The sequence below is a fragment of the Streptococcus sp. UMB0029 genome (assembly GCF_002871495.1).
In the GTDB taxonomy this organism is placed as follows: domain Bacteria; phylum Bacillota; class Bacilli; order Lactobacillales; family Streptococcaceae; genus Streptococcus.
Window position 1 is genome coordinate 42,725 of sequence record NZ_PNGD01000010.1, and the last position, 15,691, is coordinate 58,415.

Below are 15,691 nucleotides of genomic sequence, written 5' to 3' on the forward strand. Positions count from 1 at the left end.
CTTATCTTTACCTATTTTATTAATGAAGTTTTTGAAAGAAATGTTGAAAATAGTTTCCTATTTCCAATTTATTCTTATTGAATCACATTTTGAAATGATTCTTAAGGAAAGTATGATAGTTGAAATAAGCAATACCAATATGGCAAAAGCCAGCATCAGAAAACGCTGGCTTTAAAACTGTGAAAAATTTTTCTCAACTAGATTGCTTCTGTGACAAAACTACGGCTTTCAAGTACCTTAAGCATGGCGTTAGCTGTATCTAGGGCTGTAAAGAGGGGCACTCCGTGTTCAATAGCTGAACGACGAATTTGCTCACCATCTTCATCAGCAGTACGTTTGGTTCCTACTGTATTAATGATAGCTTGAATTCTTCCTTTACGAACAAAGCTTGGAATATCCTTATCGTCATCACCAATCTTACCAACAGGTTGGGCTTGCAATCCATGACTAGCAAAGAAGGCTGCTGTCCCTTCTGTCGCGAGGATTCCATAGCCAATATTTTGGAAACGACGAGCCAAGTCCAAGGCCTCTTCTTTGGCATCATCAGCGATGGTAAATACAACATTACCAAAGGTTGGCAAGTGTAAGTAAGAAGCTTCAAAAGCTTTATAGAGAGCTTTTTCCAAAGTCGTATCAGAACCCATAACTTCCCCTGTTGACTTCATTTCAGGACCAAGTAGGCTGTCTACCTTAGCTAGTTTCGTGAAGGAGAAGACAGGTGCCTTGATATGAACGCGAGTGCTTTCAGGGTAAAGTCCATCTTGGTAGCCAAGTTCTGATAAACTTTGCCCAAGAATGAGCTTGGTTGCTACTTGAGCCATAGGGATATTGGTCACTTTAGAAAGAAATGGAACCGTACGGCTGGCACGTGGATTGACCTCAATAACATAGACTTTTTCATCCTTGATAACAAACTGGATGTTCATCATTCCAAGGCAGTTAAGACCGATTGCTAGGCGTTTAGTATAGTCTGCGATTGTTTCTTGCACCTTTTGCGACAAGGTTTGTGGTGGGTAAACGGCCATTGAGTCACCTGAGTGGACACCGGCACGTTCGATATGCTCCATGATACCAGGGATAAGGACATTTTCTCCGTCTGAGATGGCATCAACTTCACACTCTTGTCCAACGATATAAGAGTCGACAAGAACTGGGTGGTCCGGACTAGTCTTAACAGCTGTACGCATGTAAGAACGAAGGTCTTCTTCATTTTCAACGATTTCCATGGCACGTCCACCAAGTACATAAGATGGGCGGACAAGAACTGGGAAGCCAATCTTGCGAGCTGCAAGAACTGCTTCTTCTTCGTTGGTAGCCGTTTGCCCTGGTGGCTGTGGAATATCCAATTCTTTTAGGGCTTGCTCAAAGAGGTCACGGTCTTCGGCTCGGTCTAGGTCAGCAACCTGTGTCCCAAGGATGGTCACACCTGCTTTTGCCAATGGCTCCGCAAGGTTGATGGCTGTTTGACCACCGAACTGAACGATAACACCTTTTGGTTGCTCCAAATCGATAACATTCATGACATCTTCAAAAGTCAATGGTTCAAAGTAGAGCTTGTCAGACACAGAGAAGTCTGTAGAAACGGTCTCTGGGTTTGAGTTCATGATGATGGCTTCATAGCCAGCCGCCTGAATAGCCTTAACTGAGTGAACAGTTGCGTAGTCAAACTCAACCCCTTGACCGATACGGATTGGACCTGAACCTAGGACAAGTACAGATTCCTTGTCAGACTTGATAGACTCATTTTCCCAACCATAGGTTGAATAGAAGTATGGTGTTTCAGAGTCAAACTCTGCCGCACAGGTATCGACCATCTTATAAACTGGAACAATCTTGTTTTCAAAACGAAGTTGGCGAACGTGATCAGCGGTCGTTTCCCATAGTTCAGCAATCTTACGGTCTGAGAAACCATTGAGTTTGGCTGTTTTCAAGACTTCTAGATCTTGTGGATGAGCGCCCAATTCTTGCTCAATTTCAAAGATGTGCAAGAGTTTATCCAGATAGAAGATATCAATCTTGGTCAATTCAGCAATCTCTTCAGGTGTATAACCACGACGAATGGCTTCTGACACGTAGAAGAGACGGTCATCTTGGGCTTTGACAACTTTTTCAATCAAAGCATCATCAGAAACTGATGCAAGTTCAGGTATTTCATTGTGATGAACCCCAATTTCAAGGGAACGACAAGCCTTAAGGAGAGATTCCTCGATGTTACGACCGATTGCCATGACTTCTCCAGTCGCCTTCATCTGGGTACCAAGACGGCGCTCACCTTTTTCAAACTTGTCAAATGGGAAACGTGGAATCTTGGCAACCACATAGTCAAGGGCTGGTTCAAACATGGCATAGGTTGAACCTGTGACTGGGTTGATCACCTCATCCAAGGTCAAACCGACGGCAATCTTAGCAGCCAATTTGGCAATCGGATAACCTGTCGCCTTAGAAGCAAGTGCTGACGAACGTGATACACGAGGGTTTACTTCGATGACATAATACTTGAAACTGTGTGGATCAAGAGCCAGCTGAACATTACATCCACCTTCAATCTTGAGGGCACGAATAATGCTCAAGCTTGCGTCACGAAGCATTTGGTTTTCATAGTCTGACATGGTTTGGGCAGGGGCAAATACAATGGAATCCCCTGTGTGAATCCCAACTGGGTCAAAGTTTTCCATGTTACAAACAACCAAAGCATTGTCAGCTGAGTCACGCATCACTTCGTATTCGATTTCCTTGAAACCAGCAATTGAACGCTCAATCAAACATTGGGTAACAGGTGACAATTTCAAACCATTTTCAGCGATTTCACGCAATTCTTCCTCGTTGGCACACATACCACCACCAGTACCACCAAGTGTAAAGGCTGGACGAACGATAACTGGGTAGCCAATTGTTGCTGCAAAGGCAACAGCTTCTTCAACAGTGTTTACAATTTCAGATTCTGGAATGGGTTGTTCCAATTCTTCCATCAATTGTTTAAAGAGGTCACGGTCCTCCGCTTGGTCAATAGCAGATAATTTAGTACCCAGAAGTTCAACACCAAGCTCATCGAGGATACCATTTTTAGATAATTCCATGGCCATGTTGAGCCCTGTCTGACCACCAAGGGTTGGTAGCAAGGCATCTGGACGCTCCTTACGAAGAATACGTGTCACAAACTCAAGTGTAATCGGCTCAATATAAACCTTATCAGCAATTTCCTTGTCCGTCATGATGGTTGCAGGGTTTGAGTTAACCAAAACAACCTCATAACCTTCCTCTTTCAACGACAAGCAAGCCTGGGTCCCAGCGTAGTCAAACTCAGCAGCCTGACCAATAATAATCGGACCAGAACCAATCACCATAATTTTTTGAATATCAGTACGTTTAGGCATAGTTTATGATACAAAGCCCGTAAAGAACACAGTGAAAATATGAAAATCGGTGCAGACGCCTTCAGCGTCAAGACGATGTTTATCTTTTTCACACAGTTCTTAGGGCGTGTTCACTTCCGCGAACAATGTATCTTCTCCTTTCTATTCGGCAACTCTCAGGTTGCCATTAAATAAATTCTCCGACGATTTTTTAGCGAAACGATATTTTTCGATAAAAAATCTAGTGCGGGAAGTTTTTAGTTCACCTGATAGCGACTAAAAGAAACGACCTGCCTTTCTATTCGGCAACTCTCGGGTCGACATTAAATAAGATACAAAGGACAAATAGAAAACGATTGAATTTTAGGAAACCAAGGAAGGATTGACAATCCAAATTGGTTTCTCTAAATTCCGAGCTTTCCGTCCGTGTTCAGTTACATAAATTCTCCGACGAGCTTTTACTCGTTCTTAGTTTGATTGTTTAAATGCTTCCATCATCTCGATAAACTCGTCAAATAGGTAGCTTGCGTCGTGTGGACCAGGGGCTGCGTCTGGGTGGTATTGAACAGAGAAAGCAGGTTGGTATCTGTGACGCACACCTTCAACTGACTTGTCATTGATTTCTTCGTGGGTAATGATCAAGTGCTCTGGTAAATCCTCACGGCTAACTGCATAACCATGGTTCTGGCTAGTAAAGTCCACACGGCCTGTAGCAATTTCACGTACTGCATGGTTAAAGCCACGGTGACCAAATTTCATCTTGTAGGTCTTAGCACCATTTGCCATGGCGAAGAGTTGATGCCCCATACAGATACCGAAGATTGGAATTTTTCCTTGCACACCGCGAATCATATCCAGTGCTTGTGGAACGTCTTCTGGGTTACCTGGACCATTTGACAACATAACTCCGTCAGGATTAAGATGAAGAATTTCTTCTGCCGTTGTCGTGTATGGAACCACGGTCACATTACAGTTGCGCTTAGAAAGTTCACGTAGGATTGAGTGCTTGAGGCCAAAGTCCACTAACACCACGCTCAAACCAACTCCTGGAGCTGGATAGGATGTTTTAGTAGAAACCTGCTTAATATTGTCTGTCGGCAATACTGTTGCTTGGAGCTGGTCAGTCACATGGTCCATGCTGTCCCCAACATGGGTCAAGGTTGCACGCATGGTACCATGCTTACGGATAATCTTGGTAAGTGCACGCGTATCAATCCCTGAAATACCAGGAATTTTCTTGGCTTTCAAAAATTCATCCAAGGTCATTTGATTACGCCAGTTACTTGCTCTACGCGCTTCTTCGAAAACAACAACTCCCTTACAAGTTGGAATAATGGATTCGTAATCATCACGGTTAATTCCATAATTTCCTACCAAAGGATAAGTAAAGGTCAAGATTTGTCCATTATAAGACTGGTCTGTAATGGATTCTTGGTAGCCTGTCATGCCTGTATTAAAGACAATTTCGCCTGTTACATCAATATCTGCTCCGAAGGCCTTGCCTTCAAAAACTGTTCCATCTTCTAATACTAGAAGTCTTTTTGTCATTTTTTCACCTCTCGTGGACGCTCACTGGCGTCTTTTAACGTCTTGTGTTTTAGTTGGCGTTTCTACTCGCCAGTACGGATTCTAAGATTGCCATTCGAACAAAGACACCATTGGTCATTTGTTGGACAATCCGTGATTTTGGTGCTTCAACCAAGTGATCTGCGATTTCTACATCACGATTGACTGGAGCTGGGTGCATAAGGATTGCTGTTTCTTTCAAACGGTCATAACGTTCTTGAGTCAGGCCATGTTGGGCATGGTAGTCTTCTTTTGAAAACACTGCACCACTATCATGGCGTTCATGTTGCACACGGAGAAACATCATGACATCCACCTGATCAATGATTTCATCAATGGTTACAAACTGTCCATAGTCTGCAAACTCTTGACTTCTCCATTCCTCAGGTCCAGCAAAGTAAAGTTCAGCTCCCAAGCGTTTCAAAATCTGCATATTAGATTTAGCAACGCGTGAGTGGTCCAAGTCACCTGCAATAGCAACCTTGAGCCCCTCAAAGTGACCAAATTCCTCATAAATAGTCATCAAATCCAGCAAGCTTTGGCTAGGGTGTTGTCCCGAACCATCTCCACCATTGATAATGGAAGTCGTAATCGTTGGACTTGCAATTAACTCTCTGTAATAGTCGACCTCTGGGTGACGAATCACACAGACATCTACTCCTAAGGCAGACAGAGTCAGGATAGTGTCATAAAGTGTCTCACCCTTATTGACCGAACTAGTCTTCACATCAAAGTCAAGTCGTTCCAGCCCCAGTTTTATCTCTGCCACTTCAAAGGACTTATGCGTCCTTGTAGAATCTTCAAAGAAAAGATTGGAAACAATCGGATGATTTTCATAAGGAAGCTGAGCTCCGTTTTTAAACTCAATTCCTCGCTTGATCAATTTCATCACTTGATCGACAGTGAGGTCTTCCATGGACACCACATGGTTCAATGCTTGTTTATTTTCTGACATGGCTACTCCTTTAGCTTTCTAAGCTTCTTCAGTAATCAGAACTCTGTCTTGGCCATCAAGTTCTGCCATCTCTACGATGATTTCTTCAGAACGACTGGTTGGGATATTTTTCCCAACATAATCTGGACGGATTGGCAATTCTCTATGTCCACGATCGACTAAAACTGCTAAACTCACGCGCGCAGGACGACCATGACCTACAATATTATCAATAGCAGCTCGGATGGTACGACCTGTATAAAGCACATCATCCACCAAGATAACCTCACGATCTGTCACATCAACAGAAACAAAAGAAGTATCTTCTCCACTTTTAATATCATCACGGAAAGGTTTCGTATCCAATTCCACAACAGGAACTGAAAGATTTTCTAGCTGCTCCAAACGTTCTTGGATTCGGTGGGCGATAAAGACACCACGAGTTTTAATACCAGCCAAGACGATTTTATTCAAATCTTTGTTGCGTTCGATAATCTCATAAGTAATACGAGTAATCGCTCGTTTGACGGTCAATTCGTCTACAACTTCTTTTGTCTTCATGACAAACCTCCAAAAAGAAAAGTCTCCTTAAACAAGGAGACTTGAAATGTATAGCTAAGCGAGCCCTACTGCAGATAGCATAGACCTCACCCTTCTACTTTATCGCGCTCCTTGCCTGCCTCACGGGACAGGTTTAAAGGAATATTTAGTTACCAATTAATATAGCACAAAGCATGCTTAAAATCAAGCAAAAACTTTTGATCCCCATCTTATAAATTGCTAAAATCATATAATTGTGGGTACTGGTCACACTCTGGATTTTTAGGGTGACATATAGCCCGTCCAAAGTAAATCATGGCTTGATGAGCTGCTAACCACTGCTCCGGTGGCAAGATATCCATGACCCTCTTTTCCACCTCAAGTGGTGTCGCTGATTTTTTGACAATATCATGGTGTTTGCAAATACGCTCCACATGAGTGTCTACTGCAAAGGCTGGAATTCCAAACCCCACACTCATGACAACATTGGCAGTCTTGCGACCAACACCTGCTAAACTCTCCAATTCCTCACGTGTTTGAGGAACTTGACCATCAAAGTCGTCTAGTAACTGTTGAGCACATTTTTTTAGGAATTTAGCCTTATTCCGATACAGTCCTAGACGAGAAATGTGTGAAGCAATCTCACCCTCTGTCGCAACAGACATGGCTTGTGGCGTTGGAAAGGCAGCAAAGAGACCTGGTGTGGCCTTATTTACCGCTGCATCCGTTGTCTGAGCTGACAACATCACCGCAACCAGTAGTTCAAAATGATTGGTAAAATCAAGACTAGGCTTGGCATCTGGGAAGAGGGCAATGATTTCTTCTAGCACCTTTCGTGCTCGTTTTTTTGATAAGACCATTACTCGTCTCCATCAAATAGTCCTTGTAGGCCAGCAAAAGGACTGTTTTCTTCTTTCTTAACTGCTTGTTGAGCTTGGTATTCTTCCTCTGTCATGATTTGCCAGTCATTTCCTGAAACAAATCCTTGACCAGCCTCTTCTTCAGCCGTCAAAACCTTGATAGGAATGTTTAGTAGGATATTGTCTGACACGCTCTCAGCAAGGTCAAGTTCTCCATTTTCGATAGGCAGGACCAAATCATCGTCTAAGACTTCTTGATCTAGCTGGTTGGTTGCTCCTTCCATGAAAACTTCCGTTACTGGATAAGATTCAGCCAACTCAACTGGCTCCATACTGCGACTTGAAGCAAGAACAATAGTATAAGACAACTGGTAATCTAGGAAATACATACGGTCTTCGTACTGTACTTTCCCAACTGCAAGAATATCTTTCACATCTAAAATTTCTTGATTGCGTGCACGCAGGTCTGCAACTAGATCTAAACTTTGTTCAAAATGCAAGCCCTCAGACTGCTTGCGAATCTCTTGAATATTTAATTTCATACTTCCTCCATAAAGATTTACTCTCTTGATTATACCATGAAAAGGCTACAAATCAGCCCACCAAACTTTGTAATTAAAATTCGATTTTTTAACATGTTTACTATGATATTTTTGTTTTTTAGTACTATACTATAGGCAAGAATACATCAGAGCAAGGAGGATGCTCATATGGAAGACAAAGAACTCATTACTAATGCTTACCACGCGGATTTTAGAGCTTAGAATTGTCAGTTTTCTGTTGACAAAATATCCTGAAAGGTATAGGATAGAAGTACTAATACTCGGAGGTAAGGGAGACATGAACAACTAAGTCTATCAAATAAAGAACCTTTATTTAGTAGATCTTGTTTTTGTCTCTTTTTGTGTGCTCTTTTATGCTCTTTTTCTGGCATTTTAATAGAGTTTTTTTTGACATAGACTTTGGGCTCTACTAGGTAAAGTAGAGCTTTTTGTTATGCACTATTGACATTATAGAAAGGGCAACAATATGATAAAAATCAATCACCTGACCATCACACAAAACAAAGATTTACGGGATCTTGTATCCGACTTAAGCATGACCATCCAAGACGGGGAAAAGGTAGCTATTATTGGTGAAGAAGGAAATGGCAAATCAACCTTACTTAAAACTTTAATGGGGGAATATTTATCTGATTTCACTATCAAGGGAGACATCCAGTCTGACTATCAGTCACTGGCTTACATTCCTCAAAAACTCCCCGAAGAGTTGAAAAAGAAAAGTCTACAGGACTACTTCTTTTTAGATTCTATTGATTTAGACTACAGTATCCTCTATCGTTTGGCTGAGGAATTGCAGTTTGATAGCGATGGTTTCGCTAGCGACCAAGAGATTGGCAGTCTATCAGGTGGCGAAGCTTTGAAAATTCAGCTCATCCATGAGTTAGCCAAACCTTTTGAGGTTCTATTTTTAGATGAACCTTCAAATGATCTAGACCTAGAGACGGTTGATTGGCTAAAAAGTCAGATTCGAAAGATTCGGCAAACTGTTATTTTCATTTCCCATGATGAAGATTTTCTTTCTGAAACGGCAGACACTATTGTCCACTTGCGACTGGTCAAGCACCGTAAAGAAGCCGAAACGCTAGTAGAGCATTTAGATTATGATAGCTATAGCGAGCAGAGAAAGGCTAATTTTATCAAACAAAGTCAGCAGGCTGCCAACGACCAAAGAGCCTATAACAAAACCATGGAAAAGCATCGCCGAGTCAAGCAAAATGTAGAAACTGCACTTCGAGCTACCAAAGATAGTGCTGCCGGTCGCCTATTGGCTAAAAAGATGAAAAATGTTCTCTCTCAAGAAAAACGCTACGAAAAGCTAGCTCAGTCCATGACCCAAAAGCCACTTGAAGACGAACAAATCCAACTTTTCTTTTCAGACATCCAACCATTACCGGCTTCTAAAATCTTAATCCAACTGGAAAAGGAAAATTTGTCCATCGGCGAGCGAGTTTTGGCTCAGGAGTTACAACTAACTATCCGTGGCCAAGAAAAAATTGGTATCATCGGGCCGAATGGTGTTGGAAAATCAACTCTGTTAGCCAAGTTACAGCAACTATTAAGTACCAAAAGAGAGATTGCTCTTGGTTTTATGCCACAAGATTACCACCAAAAACTACAATTGGATTTATCACCAATAGCCTATCTCAGCAAAACTGGAGAAAAAGAGGAACTACAGAAAATCCAATCTCACTTAGCCAGTCTCAATTTCAGTTATCCAGAAATGCAGCATCAAATTCGCTCCTTATCTGGCGGACAACAAGGTAAACTCCTGCTTTTGGATTTAGTCTTGCGCAAACCAAACTTTCTCCTGCTAGATGAACCCACACGAAACTTTTCTCCCACTTCTCAACCCCAAATCAGAAAACTCTTTGCTACGTATCCAGGCGGTCTCATCACTGTTTCGCATGACCGTCGTTTCTTAAAAGAGGTCTGTTCAATCATCTATCGCTTAACAGAACATGGTCTGGAGATAGTTAATTTTCAAGATTTATAAATTTGCAACATAGCAGATAGGTGGGGCAAAAACACAATTTCAGGAGAAAAGGAAGCAAATCTCCCCATAATAAAACGCATAATATCAAGTTTTTTCTGTACTGACCCCCAAAAGTTAGATTTTTTCTGTCTAACTTTTGGGGTGCAGTTCATTTCACCTGATATTATGCGTTTTTAAGATTTTAAAGACTTTTTCCCAGCCTACATTTTACATATGTTTCAAACGTTCAATCCGTTCTGAAATAGGTGGGTGGGTATAAAAGAGTTTTTGGAACCCTCCACCTTTCTTGGGATCATTGATATAAAGTGCGCTACTAGCATCATCGACATGGTGATGCATCGGCTCGCTATTGTCCAGCTTACGTAGGGCATTAATCATCCCTTGAGGATTGCGCGTCAACTCGACACTGGAAGCATCAGCTAGGAATTCCCTCTGACGAGAAATAGCTAGTTGCACCAAGGTTGCAGCAAGAGGGGCCAGCACGATAGCTAGTAGGGAAACCACTAGCATAATAATTTCTAAGCCATTTCCTTCTCGGTCATCGTCACTTCGTCTGCGACCTGCGCCACCCCACCACATCATACGACCTGCCATACTAGAAAGCAGGGTAATGGCACTAGCAAGGGCGACAGCAATAGTTGAAATGCGGATATCGTAGTTACGAATATGACTGACTTCATGTCCCATAACAGCTTCTAGTTCTTCACGATTCATGATAGCTAGGAGACCTGACGTCGCAGCAACCGCCGCATTTTGCGGGTTAGAACCTGTCGCAAAGGCATTTAAGGCTGGATCATCAATGATGAAAACACGAGGCATAGGAATCTGAGCCACCATAGCCATATCTTCCACTACATGGTAGAGGTCTGGTGCCGTTTGTTCATCAACTTCACGAGCGCCATTCATAGACATGACAATCTCTGTTGATTGAAAAATCATGGACAAGGCATAGATAAAGCCGATAATCAGAGCGATAAGCAAACCACCAAGGCCAGATCGCATAAAGAGGTAACCAACCGCATAGCCAACAAGAGCTAAAAGTAGGAAAAATACTAGCAACAAAATCCAGGTTTTTCGTTTATTGCTTGCAATTTGATCAAACAACATCTTAGTCACCTAAACCGCTAAAATCAACTTTAGGAACTGCCTTTTCCTCTTCAGGTGTTTGAAGGAAATCTGCTGCTTTAAATCCAAACATCCCAGCGATAATATTGCTTGGGAAAGTTTCTAATTTTACATTGTAGTTGCTGACAACACTATTATAGAGTTGACGAGAGTAAGAAATTTTATTTTCTGTGTTTGTCAACTCCTCTTGCAATTTAACAAAGTTTGCACTAGCTTTCAAATCTGGATAGCTTTCTGCAACTGCAAAAATACCTGAAACCTGACGAGTGAGGGCATCACTAGCTTTCATAGCTTCTGCTGGTGAAGTCGCTGCCGCCACTTGGTTACGTAATTCTGCCACCTTTTCAAGGGTAGAACCTTCATATTTGGCATAACCTTTTACAGTCTCAATCAAGTTTGGCAAGAGATCATTTCGACGTTTCAACTGAACATCAATCTGGCTCCAAGCCTCCTTTGTTTGCATACGATTCTTAACCAAACCGTTATAGCTAACAATCACAAAAATAACAATAAGAGCGATAACTCCAAGAATAATCCAAGTCATTATATAAGTCCTTTCTACTTTTAGATTAGTACCAGTATATCAAATTTTTAATGATTGTGGTAAAATAAGATGATACTAAAGAAGGAAATAACTATGAAACCAGAAACATTTTACAACCTGCTTGCTGATCAGAATCTTCCACTTTCGGACCAGCAAAAAAAACAATTTGAACGTTATTTTGAACTCTTGGTCGAGTGGAATGAAAAGATTAATTTAACAGCCATTACGGACAAGGAAGAAGTTTATCTCAAACATTTTTACGATTCGATTGCACCTATTCTGCAAGGTTTGATTCCCAATGAAACTATCAAACTTCTTGATATTGGAGCTGGAGCAGGATTTCCTAGTCTACCAATGAAAATCCTCTATCCTCAGTTAGATGTAACTATCATTGATTCTCTCAACAAGCGCATCAACTTCCTCCAACTTTTGGCCCATGAACTGGATTTGGATGGTGTTCATTTCTACCATGGACGTGCAGAAGACTTGGCCCAAGACAAGAACTTTCGTGCTCAATATGATTTTGTAACAGCTCGTGCAGTTGCCCGTATGCAGGTCTTGTCTGAATTGACAATTCCTTACCTTAAAGTTGGCGGAAAACTATTGGCACTCAAGGCTAGCAATGCGCCTGAGGAGTTATTTGAAGCTAAGAATGCCCTCAACCTCCTTTTTAGTAAAGTAGAAGACAATCTCAGCTACGCCCTACCAAATGGAGATCCGCGTTATATCACAGTGGTGGAAAAGAAAAAAGAAACACCAAATAAATATCCAAGAAAGGCTGGTATGCCCAACAAACGCCCGCTTTAAATTTTTTAGTAAAAAATATTTACAAAATCAGCCTCGCTCCTTTATTTCCATGCTCGGTAAAAAATGATTTACAAAATCAACCTCTCTCCTTTATTTCCATGCTCGGGAAAAAATGATTTACAAAATCATTTTTTTCTGCTATACTATCACAAGCAAAGGTTTTTAATGTCATCCCGTGAGGTGACGAAGACGCAGAAATACTTGAAACTCTTTAAAGTCTAGATTTTAGAGAAGTCTTACTCTGAGGGCCTATTGCTGTAAAATAATGGGCTCTTTTTTGATGCCCAAAAGTGAGGTTTATATGAAACAAGAATCAACTGTTGATTTGTTACTAGACGTTGACCAACGTCCTTCAGCTGGAAAAGGAATTCTCCTTAGTTTCCAACACGTTTTCGCCATGTTCGGTGCGACCATCTTGGTACCCTTGATTTTGGGAATGCCTGTATCTGTTGCCCTTTTTGCTTCAGGTGTTGGAACACTCATCTACATGATCGCAACTGGTTTTAGAGTTCCAGTTTATCTAGGATCATCATTCGCCTTTATCACAGCAATGTCACTAGCTATGAAGGAATTAGGAGGGGATGTATCAGCTGCACAAACAGGGGTTATCCTTACAGGTTTTATCTATGTCCTTGTCGCTGCTGGTGTTCGTTTTGCAGGTACAAAATGGATTGATAAACTCTTGCCACCAATCATCATCGGACCTATGATTATCGTTATCGGTCTTGGACTTGCAGGTTCAGCAGTTACTAACGCTGGTCTTGTAGCGGACGGGAATTGGAAAAATGCTCTTGTAGCAGTTGTTACTTTCTTGATTGCTGCCTTTATCAATACAAAAGGAAAAGGCTTCCTACGAATCATTCCATTCCTCTTTGCCATTATCGGTGGTTACCTCTTCGCTCTAGCTCTTGGGCTAGTTGACTTTACACCAGTTCTTAAAGCTGACTGGTTTGAAATTCCTAGTTTCTACTTGCCATTTAGTACTGGTGGTGCCTTTAAAGAGTACAGTCTTTACTTTGGCCCAGAAACCATCGCTATCTTGCCAATCGCTATCGTAACAATTTCTGAACATATCGGAGACCATACTGTTTTGGGTCAAATCTGTGGTCGTCAATTCTTGAAAGAACCAGGTCTTCACCGTACTCTTCTTGGTGACGGTATCGCAACTTCTGTTTCTGCCTTCCTTGGTGGACCAGCCAATACAACTTATGGAGAAAATACAGGGGTTATCGGTATGACTCGTATCGCTTCTGTCTCAGTTATCCGTAACGCTGCCTTCATCGCGATTGCCCTTAGCTTCCTTGGTAAATTCACTGCCTTGATTTCAACTATTCCAAACGCTGTACTTGGTGGTATGTCAATCCTTCTCTATGGTGTTATCGCCAGCAACGGTTTGAAGGTATTGATCAAAGAACGTGTTGATTTCGGTCAAATGCGTAATCTCATCATCGCAAGTGCTATGTTGGTTCTTGGACTTGGAGGAGCTATCCTTAAACTCGGTCCAGTTACCCTTTCAGGTACTGCACTATCAGCCATGACAGGAATCATCTTGAACTTAATCTTGCCATACGAAAATAAAGACTAATACTCTTCGAAAATCTCTTCAAACTACGTCAACGTCGCCTTGCTGTAGATATGGTTACTGACTTCGTCAGTTCTATCCACAACCTCAAAACAGTGTTTTGAGCAACCTGCGGCTAGTTTCCTAGTTTGTTCTTAGATTTTCATTGAGTATAAGAATCTAAACACATCGAAAAAACGAGCATTTCCAACTACGGAAGTGCTCATTTTTCTTCTTTCTAAAAAAGGAAAGCCCTGCGGCCTTCCTTTGTCTTACTTGCGTTTCTTCTTCGCTTTTTTCATTTTATTAGCCATGCGTTTCATAGACTGTTTCATGGCAAATTCACCGATTTTACCCTTGAGTCCGCCACCAAACATCTGGCTCATATCCGGCATTCCTGCTCCTCCTAGAGCTGACAAGTCAGGCATACCACCTTGTCCCATCATTCCTTCAAGGGCAGACATATCCATTCCTCCCATATTTGGCATATTTTTAGGAAGGTTGTTTGGATTGATTCCCATCTGCTTCATCATCTTGTTCATATCACCAGACATAACACCCTGCATGAGCTGTTTAGCTTGGTTAAAGTCTTTGATGAATTTATTGACTTCGACAAATGTATTTCCAGAACCTGCAGCGATACGACGGCGACGGCTCGGATTTAACAAATCTGGATTTTCACGCTCTTCAGGTGTCATCGAAGACACAATGGCACGCTTACGAGCAATCTGACGCTCATCCACCTTCATGTTTTGAAGTGCTGGATTGTTGGCCATACCTGGAATCATCTTGAGCAAGTCTTCCATTGGCCCCATGTTTTGCACCTGATCCAACTGATCGATGAAATCATTGAAATCAAAAGTGTTCTCACGCATCTTCTCAGCCATTTCAAAGGCTTTTTGCTCATCGTATTCCTGAGAAGCTTTCTCAATCAGAGTGAGCATATCCCCCATGCCAAGGATACGGCTAGACATACGGTCTGGGTGGAAGGTTTCAATGTCTGTAATCTTTTCACCCGTACCAGTGAACTTGATTGGTTTTCCAGTAATGTGACGAACCGATAGAGCCGCACCACCACGAGTGTCCCCATCAATCTTAGTAAGGATAACTCCAGTGACTTCTAACTGAGCATTGAACTCACGCGCAACATTAGCCGCTTCTTGACCAATCATGGCATCAACGACGAGTAAGATTTCATTTGGTTGAGCCAGTGCTTTCACGTCACGAAGCTCATTCATCAATAGCTCATCAATCTGCAAACGACCTGCCGTATCAATCAAGACATAGTCGTTGTGATTGGCTTGGGCTTGTTCCAGACCTTGACGTACAATCTCAACAGCTGGAACCTCTGTCCCTAGAGCAAAAACTGGTACATCAATCTGTTGCCCCAAAGTCTTAAGCTGGTCAATGGCAGCTGGACGATAGATATCCGCCGCAATCATCAAAGGACGAGCATTTTCTTCTTTCTTGAGTTTGTTGGCCAATTTACCGGCAAAGGTTGTTTTACCAGCCCCCTGCAAACCGACCATCATGATGATGGTAGGAATCTTTGGTGACTTGATAATCTCAGCAGTATCAGAACCTAAAACGGCTGTCAATTCCTCATCAACGATTTTGATAATCTGTTGGGCAGGATTGAGGGTATCAATGACCTCATGTCCGACTGCACGTTCACGAACTTTCTTGATAAAGTCCTTTACAACAGGCAAGGCAACGTCGGCCTCAAGCAAGGCCAAACGAATCTCTTTGGTCGCCTCTTGGACATCAGATTCAGAGATTTTTCCTTTTTTACGTAGATTTTTAAAGACGTTCTGCAAACGTTCTGTTAAACTTTCAAATGCCATG

Annotated in this window: 12 protein-coding genes; 3 read left to right on the top strand and 9 right to left on the bottom strand. The window is 42.0% G+C overall.

Annotated features, from left to right (window positions below; translation table 11 throughout):
* Positions 1-197 precede the first annotated feature (197 nt).
* The 6 genes from carB to CJ239_RS07965 form a co-directional block, all read right to left on the bottom strand.
* Positions 198-3,374: a carbamoyl-phosphate synthase large subunit gene (gene carB / locus CJ239_RS07940; RefSeq protein WP_102211164.1), complete on the bottom strand. Its 3,177-nt coding sequence runs from the start codon at positions 3,372-3,374 to the stop codon at positions 198-200.
* 447 nt (positions 3,375-3,821) lie between these two features.
* Entirely contained in the window at positions 3,822-4,901 is a 1,080-nt protein-coding gene (locus CJ239_RS07945) for a carbamoyl phosphate synthase small subunit (protein ID WP_050278219.1), read from the bottom strand.
* 49 nt (positions 4,902-4,950) lie between these two features.
* The gene (locus tag CJ239_RS07950) at positions 4,951-5,874 is read right to left on the bottom strand and encodes an aspartate carbamoyltransferase catalytic subunit (protein WP_102211165.1); all 924 of its coding nucleotides are present in this window, start codon (positions 5,872-5,874) and stop codon (positions 4,951-4,953) included.
* An 18-nt stretch (positions 5,875-5,892) separates the two neighbouring features.
* Positions 5,893-6,414 (bottom strand): bifunctional pyr operon transcriptional regulator/uracil phosphoribosyltransferase PyrR, encoded by a 522-nt coding sequence (pyrR, locus tag CJ239_RS07955; protein ID WP_102211166.1) that lies wholly within the window; start codon positions 6,412-6,414, stop codon positions 5,893-5,895.
* A gap of 209 nt (positions 6,415-6,623) precedes the next feature.
* Complete coding sequence (nth, locus tag CJ239_RS07960; RefSeq protein WP_033681985.1) at positions 6,624-7,253, bottom strand: endonuclease III; 630 nt, start codon at positions 7,251-7,253, stop codon at positions 6,624-6,626.
* The gene (locus tag CJ239_RS07965; protein WP_061088059.1) at positions 7,253-7,795 is read right to left on the bottom strand and encodes a DUF177 domain-containing protein; all 543 of its coding nucleotides are present in this window, start codon (positions 7,793-7,795) and stop codon (positions 7,253-7,255) included. The genes nth and CJ239_RS07965 overlap by 1 nt, the downstream gene beginning before the upstream one ends.
* Positions 7,796-8,282: 487 nt before the next feature.
* Between CJ239_RS07965 and CJ239_RS07970 the strand changes: the two genes are divergently transcribed.
* A complete protein-coding gene (locus tag CJ239_RS07970) occupies positions 8,283-9,809 on the top strand; it encodes an ATP-binding cassette domain-containing protein (protein ID WP_102211167.1) in 1,527 nt (508 codons plus the stop codon).
* A gap of 207 nt (positions 9,810-10,016) precedes the next feature.
* On the opposite strand, the gene htpX is transcribed toward CJ239_RS07970, so the two are convergent.
* Together htpX and CJ239_RS07980 are read right to left on the bottom strand one after the other, a co-directional pair.
* Complete coding sequence (gene htpX, locus CJ239_RS07975; protein WP_102211168.1) at positions 10,017-10,916, bottom strand: zinc metalloprotease HtpX; 900 nt, start codon at positions 10,914-10,916, stop codon at positions 10,017-10,019.
* 1 nt (position 10,917) lies between these two features.
* A complete protein-coding gene (locus CJ239_RS07980; RefSeq protein ID WP_000219822.1) occupies positions 10,918-11,478 on the bottom strand; it encodes a LemA family protein in 561 nt (186 codons plus the stop codon).
* Between the two features lie 93 nt (positions 11,479-11,571).
* Between CJ239_RS07980 and rsmG the strand changes: the two genes are divergently transcribed.
* Both rsmG and CJ239_RS07990 read left to right on the top strand, forming a co-directional pair.
* A complete protein-coding gene (gene rsmG / locus CJ239_RS07985; protein WP_102211169.1) occupies positions 11,572-12,285 on the top strand; it encodes a 16S rRNA (guanine(527)-N(7))-methyltransferase RsmG in 714 nt (237 codons plus the stop codon).
* Between the two features lie 301 nt (positions 12,286-12,586).
* Positions 12,587-13,870, top strand: a complete 1,284-nt coding sequence (locus CJ239_RS07990; protein ID WP_164925522.1) for a solute carrier family 23 protein — start codon at positions 12,587-12,589, stop codon at positions 13,868-13,870.
* A gap of 248 nt (positions 13,871-14,118) precedes the next feature.
* Here CJ239_RS07990 and ffh read toward each other — a convergent pair whose 3' ends face one another.
* The gene (gene ffh, locus CJ239_RS07995) at positions 14,119-15,690 is read right to left on the bottom strand and encodes a signal recognition particle protein (protein ID WP_102211171.1); all 1,572 of its coding nucleotides are present in this window, start codon (positions 15,688-15,690) and stop codon (positions 14,119-14,121) included.
* Position 15,691: the final 1 nt, after the last annotated feature.